This window comes from Salinivirga sp. (assembly GCF_035268865.1).
Taxonomy (GTDB): domain Bacteria; phylum Bacteroidota; class Bacteroidia; order Bacteroidales; family Salinivirgaceae; genus Salinivirga.
The window spans coordinates 1-7,774 of sequence record NZ_DATFKB010000175.1 but is presented as its reverse complement, the minus strand read 5'-3'; the positions used below and the strand labels follow the sequence as shown (position 1 = coordinate 7,774).

The 7,774-nt window shown below is 41.4% G+C and carries 6 protein-coding genes; 3 read left to right on the top strand and 3 right to left on the bottom strand.

Features of this window, described 5'->3' with window-relative positions; all coding sequences use genetic code 11:
• Positions 1 to 580: 580 nt before the first annotated feature.
• From VJ937_RS10590 to VJ937_RS10580, 3 genes are read right to left on the bottom strand one after another with little or no spacing between them, the layout of a single operon-like run.
• Entirely contained in the window at positions 581 to 1,342 is a 762-nt protein-coding gene (locus tag VJ937_RS10590) for a succinate dehydrogenase/fumarate reductase iron-sulfur subunit (protein WP_324066881.1), read from the bottom strand.
• Between the two features lie 29 nt (positions 1,343 to 1,371).
• Positions 1,372 to 3,312 carry a fumarate reductase/succinate dehydrogenase flavoprotein subunit gene (locus VJ937_RS10585; RefSeq protein ID WP_324066879.1) on the bottom strand — a complete coding sequence of 647 codons (1,941 nt, stop codon included), beginning with the start codon at positions 3,310 to 3,312 and terminating at the stop codon, positions 1,372 to 1,374.
• A gap of 13 nt (positions 3,313 to 3,325) precedes the next feature.
• Positions 3,326 to 4,009, bottom strand: a complete 684-nt coding sequence (locus tag VJ937_RS10580) for a succinate dehydrogenase cytochrome b subunit (RefSeq protein WP_057952916.1) — start codon at positions 4,007 to 4,009, stop codon at positions 3,326 to 3,328.
• A gap of 302 nt (positions 4,010 to 4,311) precedes the next feature.
• Here VJ937_RS10580 and VJ937_RS10575 point away from each other — a divergent pair, with 302 nt between their 5' ends.
• From VJ937_RS10575 to VJ937_RS10565, 3 genes are read left to right on the top strand one after another with little or no spacing between them, the layout of a single operon-like run.
• Positions 4,312 to 4,548: a DUF4492 domain-containing protein gene (locus tag VJ937_RS10575; protein WP_324066876.1), complete on the top strand. Its 237-nt coding sequence runs from the start codon at positions 4,312 to 4,314 to the stop codon at positions 4,546 to 4,548.
• Positions 4,549 to 4,551: 3 nt separating this feature from the next.
• Positions 4,552 to 6,120 carry a cytochrome ubiquinol oxidase subunit I gene (locus VJ937_RS10570; RefSeq protein ID WP_057952914.1) on the top strand — a complete coding sequence of 523 codons (1,569 nt, stop codon included), beginning with the start codon at positions 4,552 to 4,554 and terminating at the stop codon, positions 6,118 to 6,120.
• 2 nt (positions 6,121 to 6,122) lie between these two features.
• Positions 6,123 to 7,286, top strand: a complete 1,164-nt coding sequence (locus tag VJ937_RS10565; protein ID WP_324066874.1) for a cytochrome d ubiquinol oxidase subunit II — start codon at positions 6,123 to 6,125, stop codon at positions 7,284 to 7,286.
• The last annotated feature ends 488 nt before the right edge of the window (positions 7,287 to 7,774 follow it).

The following is a 7,774-nucleotide window of genomic DNA, read 5'->3' as shown; positions in this document are numbered from 1 at the left end:
GATTTTTAGCACTTTTCTGTAAGCGGCGGGGTTTTTTTGCCTACTTTTTTTGACCTGTAGCAAAAAAAGTAGGGTTATGCCAAAATTGGGTGCCCCATTGCACAAAACACGAGAATAGAACGCGGATTATACGGATTAATTGATCCAAATATCATATGTTTGCTCTCGTTGTAGCATAGTGTTCTGTAATTATTTGAATAAAATAACATCTCTGATATCTTAGATTAGCTGATTTTCGCAGATAAGGAGAAGCATAATTGTGGCTTTTTACAAAAAAACCTGGTAATGAAACCCCAGGAATTCCAATCATAACCCCAAACGTTATCAGTATGCATCCGTTTAATCTGCGATCTATTGTTATTTACGGGAGTTTGTTCAGGTTACTTCTGAAATGTTTTTCACATTCTAACAATTCAAACCATGTCTTTATGCTGTAGCATCAAATAGGTTGTAATATATTCGACATAGACAATTCAATACTAATCCACAACTTTATGAAGTAATCCTGTATTTTTCGACTATGCTAACATAAAAAAACCGGAGCCTTTGGTCCGGTTTTTTACGCTTTATCATCAAAAAATTAGTCTCGAATTTTTGCTGCCAGAAACTCGCGGTTCATTTTGGCAATGTTAGTGATGCTAATGCCTTTGGGGCATTCTGCTTCGCAGGCACCTGTGTTGGTGCAATTACCAAAGCCCAGCTCATCCATTTTGGCTACCATGGCTTTTACGCGGCGTTTGGCCTCCACTTTACCTTGTGGCAGGCGCGCCAGATGCGATACTTTGGCTGAAACGAACAGCATGGCCGAGGCATTTTTACAGGCTGCCACGCATGCCCCACAACCTATGCAAGATGCAGCATCCATGGCTGATTCTGCTTGATCGTAAGAGATTGGAATGGCGTTTCCGTCGGGTATGCCACCGGTGTTTACCGATACATAACCGCCAGCTTGCAATATCTGGTCAAATGCATTACGCTCTACTACCAGGTCTTTTACAACCGGAAAAGCTTTGGAGCGGTATGGCTCTACCACAATGGTTTCGCCATCTTTAAATTTACGCATGTGCAACTGACAGGTGGTTACATCCTCGTCGGGACCGTGCGGGCGGCCGTTTACATAAAGACTGCAGATGCCACATATACCCTCGCGGCAATCGTGGTCAAAAGCAATCGGGTCCTTCCCTTCAATAATCAACTGGTCGTTCAGTATGTCGAGCATTTCAAGGAATGATGAACCGGTAGATATATTTTTAACGGTATATGTTTCAAATTTACCTTTGGCTTTGGGGCCTTGTTGGCGCCAAACCTTAACTTTTATTTCTTTTAATATTTTGTCTGCCATAAAGCGCTTTTTTTAATCATTAATACCAATTATTTATAACTGCGCTGTGTAAGAGTCACAAATTCAAATTTTAACTCCTCCTTATGCATTTCAGGCGTTTTGTCATCGCCTTTGTATTCCCAGGCACTCACGTAAGCCCCATTTTTGTCATCGCGCAGGGCTTCGCCCTCATCGGTTTTGGACTCTTCGCGGAAGTGTCCGCCACATGATTCGTTGCGCTCCAGTGCATCGCGTGCCATAAGTTCACCCATCTCAAGAAAATCGGCCACGCGCATGGCTTTTTCAATTTCAGGGTTAAACTCTTTGAGATCACCCGGTATAAGTACATCTTCCCAGAATTTTTTGCGCAATGCTTTAATCTCTTCAATGGCTTCTTTCAATTCTTTCTCATTGCGGCTCATTCCAACCTTATCCCACATAATTTTTCCAAGTTCTTTGTGGAAATGGTCAACCGGTGTTTTGCCTTTAATGTTTTTCAGTTTTTCCAGCTTTTCAGTAACCGCTTTTTCGGCTTCTGCAAAAGCTTCATTGTTAGTATCAACTTGTGGGTTTTGTATTTCGTCGGCCAGGTAGTTGCCAATGGTATATGGAATTACAAAATAACCGTCGGCCAATCCCTGCATAAGCGCTGAGGCGCCTAGGCGGTTGGCACCGTGGTCGCTAAAGTTAGCTTCACCTATGGCATATAATCCCGGAACGTTGGTCATTAGGTTATAATCGACCCATAGCCCACCCATACTGTAGTGAATGGCCGGGTAAATCATCATGGGTTCTTCATATGGGTTCACATCGGTAATTTTTTCGTACATCTGGAAAAGGTTTCCATAACGTGCTTCCACAACATCTTTTCCCAGTCGATTAATGGCATCTTTAAAGTCAAGGAAAACAGCTTTACCTGTTTCATTTACACCGTAACCGGCATCGCAGCGCTCTTTGGCTGCACGTGAAGCTACATCGCGGGGTACCAGGTTTCCATATGAGGGATAGCGGCGCTCAAGGTAATAATCGCGGTCCTCTTCCGGTACCTGGGAAGCTTTAATTTCGCCATTTTGTAGTTTTTCCACCGTTTTCTTGTCTTTGGGTACCCACACGCGGCCATCGTTACGCAACGATTCTGACATGAGTGTAAGTTTACTCTGCTGGTCGCCATGAACCGGAATGCAGGTTGGGTGAATTTGTACAAATGCCGGGTTCGACATGTAAGCACCTTTTTTGTAGGCCTGCCATTGTACGCTACCGTTGCTGCCCATTGCGTTGGTCGAAAGGAAAAATACATTTCCATAGCCTCCGGTAGCTACTACTACTGCGTGTGCGCCAAAGCGTTTTACTTCGCCGGTTGTGAGGTCACGTGCTATAATTCCGCGAGCCTTTCCATCAATAGTTACCACATCGAGCATGTCATGGCGGTAGTACATTTCTACCTGCCCTTTGGCAATTTGGCGGTTTAATGCGCCATAAGCACCTAATAAAAGCTGCTGACCGGTTTGCCCACGTGCATAAAATGTACGTGAAACAAGCACACCACCAAAGGAGCGGTTGGCGAGGTTTCCTCCATATTCGCGTGCAAAAGGTACCCCTTGAGCAACACACTGGTCAATTATATCGCCACTGACCTCGGCAAGGCGGTACACGTTAGCCTCTCTGGACCTGTAGTCACCACCTTTAATTGTATCGTAAAACAGCCTGAAGTCACTGTCGTTGTCGTTTTGGTAATTTTTTGAAGCATTGATTCCTCCTTGTGCTGCAATAGAGTGTGCACGACGGGGGCTATCCTGGTAGCAGAAGTTTTTTACGTTGTAACCAAGTTCTGCAAAGCTGGCTGCAGCTGAAGCTCCTGCTAATCCTGTGCCTACTACAATAATATCCAGTTTGCGTTTATTTGCCGGACTTACCACTTTTAAGTCGGCTTTATGTTTGGTCCACTTTTCGGCCAGAGGGCCTTCGGGTATATTTGTTTTAATTTTTGTCATAGACTATCGGATTTTAGAAAAATATCATATAGTATACCGGAATTGAAATGAAACCTCCGGCAATTACAACTGCATAAACAATGGCAATGGTACGAAGCCTTTTCATCCAAATATCATTGTTCCATCCCATGGTATGGAACGATGACCAGAAACCATGTGAAAGGTGCAATCCCAGAGCTATAGCACCCAAAATGTAAATGCTGCTGTATATATAGCTTGATTTGAAGAGTGTTGCTACAAGGTTATAGGAATTTTCCATTTGCTCTCCATCAATTGTGATGTGGTCGAGCAGGGGATCACCCGCAAATCGCATCTTCCAAAAGAAATTCCAGATGTGAATTACCAGGAAAATAAACACCGTTGACCCCAGAAAGAACATGTTTCTGGAAGCCCAACCTCCGGTTTCCTGGGAATCGCGCTTGTTGTAACGGGCTGGCCTGGCCAGGTAGTTGCGCAGGGTTACAATTGAAGCATACAAAATATGGATTATGAAGCCCAGCGCAAGGACAGGTTCCATTACTTTGATGGCCGGGTTGGTTGCCATGAAATGAGCGGCTTTGTTAAATAATTCGCCCGTGTCATCAAAAATGAGTGTCAGGTTCACGGCGAGGTGAACCAATAAAAAAATCATCAAAAAAAGTCCCGACAGGCTAACGAGTACTTTACGGCCTATCGAAGATTTTGTTATATTACTCATAGATTTTACTTTTGGTGATTATACGCATGTGATTTAAGCAAAAATAAGGGATTTAACCCGAAACAAATACAAATCATTTATCAAAACGAATTTGAGACTCTAATTTATATACATTCTAAAATCTATATGCTTAAATATGTGTTTTTATTTGCTTTGCCTACTTGTTTTTATATCAGTTTTTTAATTCAATCGTAGACTATTTGTGCTATAGGACTGGTATTATTGTTGTAGTAATTTAGAATTGTTATAAATTAACATTTCGTTTAAACATATTTCGATCGTAAGACTTTAAATATTTTGAAATGGAAAAAAATAAGCGACCTAACATATTTAAACGGATATTTAACTTCTATTATCAAGGCTTCAGGGACATGCCCCGGTATGGTGTGCAACTGTGGATTTTGATACTTTTAAAGCTATTTATCATGTTCGCGATTCTGAAAATTTTCTTTTTCCCCGATATTCTGGAAACACAGTTTGACAGCGATGAGGAAAAGAGTAAATTTGTTATTGAGCAACTAACCAAACCTAACAAATAAGCTATGATAGAAAATGTAGACTTGTCCCTGGTAGATTGGTCCCGTGCACAGTTTGCACTTACTGCTATGTATCACTGGATGTTTGTACCCCTTACGTTGGGGTTGGCATTCATCATGGCCATTATGGAGACCATCTATGTAAAAACGGGAAATCCTGAATGGAAAAAAATCACTAAATTCTGGATGACCCTGTTCGGTATTAACTTTGCCATTGGTGTGGCCACCGGCCTTATACTGGAATTTGAGTTCGGTACCAACTGGTCCAACTATTCCTGGTTTGTGGGCGATATTTTTGGTGCGCCACTGGCCATAGAGGGTATTATGGCCTTTTTTCTCGAATCCACATTTATAGCGGTGATGTTTTTCGGATGGAACAAAATAAGTAAACGGTTCCATTTAATTTCTACATGGCTGGTAGCCTTTGGAGCCAATCTTTCGGCACTATGGATACTGGTAGCCAACGGCTGGATGCAATTCCCTGCCGGCATGAAGTTTAATCCCGAAACAGCACGCAATGAAATGGAGAACTTTTGGGAAGTTTTTTTATCACCCGTTGCAATCAATAAATTTTTGCATACCATTTCGTCGGGTTATGTGCTGGCCTCCATTTTTGTACTTGGAATAAGTGCATGGTTTTTACTAAGAGGCCGCCACAAATTAATGGCAAAACGGAGCATTGTAGTAGCTTCAGTTTTTGGTTTAATTACCAGTTTGTTTCTCGTGATGACGGGTGATGGAAGTGCCTATCATGTAACTCAGAAACAGCCAATGAAACTTGCTGCAATGGAAGGTTTGTATGAAGGACAGGAAGGGGCAGGCCTTGTGGCAATAGGCGCACTAACGCCCGGCAAGGAGTATAACGACGATAAGGATGCATTTCTGTTTAAAATGGAAATTCCGAAATTACTTTCTTTACTTGGTTACAGAGATGCCAATGCATTTGTACCCGGCGTAAAGGATTTAGTTGATGGTTATGAATATACCAATAAAGAAGGGAAAACCTTCAAAGGCATATCCGTAGAGGAAAAGATTAAGCGCGGTAAGATAGCCATTAATGCCCTGGCCGATTTCCGGCGTGCCAAAGAAGCCGGAAATGATGAGGCGGCCAAAAAGCACAGGCTTACGATGGAAGAAAACTTCCAGTATTTTGGTTATGGCTATTTAAACGATCCTAAAAGCGTTATACCCAATGTACCGCTTACTTTCTACGCATTTCATATTATGGTAGCGCTCGGCTTTTTGTTTATTCTTCTTTTTGCTTTGGCGCTATTCTTCGTGAATAAGGGCAACCTTGCCAAACAAAAGTGGTTTTTATGGGTCAGTTTGTTTAGTATACCGCTGGCCTACATTGCATCTCAATCCGGATGGATTGTAGCTGAAGTAGGTCGTCAACCCTGGGTTATACAGGATTTATTGCCAACTGTTGCAGCCGTTTCTCAGATTGATGCAAGCTCAGTGCAAATTACATTCTGGTTGTTTGCTGCCATATTCACGGCATTGCTCATAGCTGAAATAAAAATTCTTATTCGTCAAATTAAAATTGGTCCAAAAGACCAGGAAGGAGGGAAATAGCCATGTTTGAATCTTATGAATTTCTGCAACATTATTGGTGGTTCATTATTTCTCTTTTGGGATCATTGCTCGTATTTTTACTTTTTGTACAAGGTGGGCAAACCCTGATTTACACTTTAGGGAAGAATGAAACCGAAAGAACCATGTTGGTTAATACACTTGGCCGCAAATGGGAGTTTACCTTTACCACATTAGTGACATTTGGCGGTGCCTTTTTCGCCTCTTTCCCGCTGTTTTATTCAACCAGTTTTGGTGGTGCTTATTGGGTTTGGATGGCCATTCTTTTTGCTTTTATCATACAAGCTATATCCTATGAGTATCGTTCTAAACCTGACAATTTTTTGGGTAAACGCACTTTTGAGGTCTTTCTATTTCTGAATGGCGCCCTTGGTACAATTCTTTTAGGTACTGCAGTGGCTACCTTTTTTACCGGATCTGAATTTGACGTTTCAAAAATGAATATTACCAATATTATAGGAGAGGTCTCGCCTGTAATAAGTCGTTGGACTGGTCCTGCACACGGCCTTGAGGCTGTTTTAAATTTGCATAATGTAGTGCTTGGATTAACGGTATTCTTCCTTGCTCGCGTTTTAGGTCTGCTTTATTTTCAAAATACAATAGACCATGAGGAAATAATACCAAGAATTAAAAAGCAGTTGTGGATAAACGGAATTCCATTTGTAGCATTGTTTTTAACTTTTGTGATATGGTTATTCTTGCGCGATGGATTTGCAGTTAACCCCGAAACAGGCGATGTGTTCATGCAAGCCAACAAATACTTCTTCAATTTGATTGAAATGCCGCTTGTGGGAATTGTATTTGTAATTGGTGTATTGTTGGTATTGGCCGGAATAGCTGGTGGTTTGTTCAAAAAAGATTGCGATAAAGCGATTTGGCCCGCTGGTTTGGGGACAGTATTTACAGTGTTGTCACTTTTCCTTATTGCAGGTTACAACAATACAGCATATTATCCATCGGTAGTAGGCGATTATAGTAGTTCGCTTACCATATTTAACAGTTCATCGAGTCCATATACGCTTAAGGTAATGAGTTATGTTTCATTGCTTGTGCCTTTTGTGTTGGCCTATATTGTATATGCATGGCGAGCTATCAATAATAAAAAGATTGATAAGGAGGAGATGGAGTCCGATTCTCATGTATATTGACACTTAATTTCCCAAAACGTAGTTTTGGGAAATTGTAGTGGAAAATATCCCGATAGCGAAGCGTATCGGGATTGGTTCAGGATTGACGACACCTTTTTCCGATAGCGAAGCGTATCGGGATTGGTTCAGGATTGACGACACCTTTTCCCGATAGCGAAGCGTATCGGGATAGGTTGAGAAAGATAGTTTTTTAGAAATGATTGATAATTAAACAGGATAAATTATGATAACTGAAATATTATGGCTCTTATCGTGGCCCGTTTTAATTGTGGTTAGTTACTTCGCAGTAATTTGGGCATTAAAGAAGTTTGACGCAAAACTTACTGAAGAATAAATTCAGGTCGATCTTTATCAGGCTGTTAAAGGCGGGTTTCTTTTACCTGCTTTTAACAGCTTTTTAATATACAAAGAGTGTCAATCCAATCATAAAGGGATATAGAGCTGGCGCTTTATCTTTTTTGAAGTGATTAGTTAATCCATAATAGGCT

Bases quoted from the DNA above. Each gene is read 5' to 3' on its own strand.
- VJ937_RS10585 (WP_324066879.1), bottom strand. From the start codon at position 3,312: ATGACAAAAATTAAAACAAATATACCCGAAGGCCCTCTGGCCGAAAAG.
- VJ937_RS10590 (WP_324066881.1), bottom strand. From the start codon at position 1,342: ATGGCAGACAAAATATTAAAAGAAATAAAAGTTAAGGTTTGGCGCCAA.
- VJ937_RS10570 (WP_057952914.1), top strand. From the start codon at position 4,552: ATGATAGAAAATGTAGACTTGTCCCTGGTAGATTGGTCCCGTGCACAG.
- VJ937_RS10565 (WP_324066874.1), top strand. From the start codon at position 6,123: ATGTTTGAATCTTATGAATTTCTGCAACATTATTGGTGGTTCATTATT.
- VJ937_RS10575 (WP_324066876.1), top strand. From the start codon at position 4,312: ATGGAAAAAAATAAGCGACCTAACATATTTAAACGGATATTTAACTTC.
- VJ937_RS10580 (WP_057952916.1), bottom strand. From the start codon at position 4,009: ATGAGTAATATAACAAAATCTTCGATAGGCCGTAAAGTACTCGTTAGC.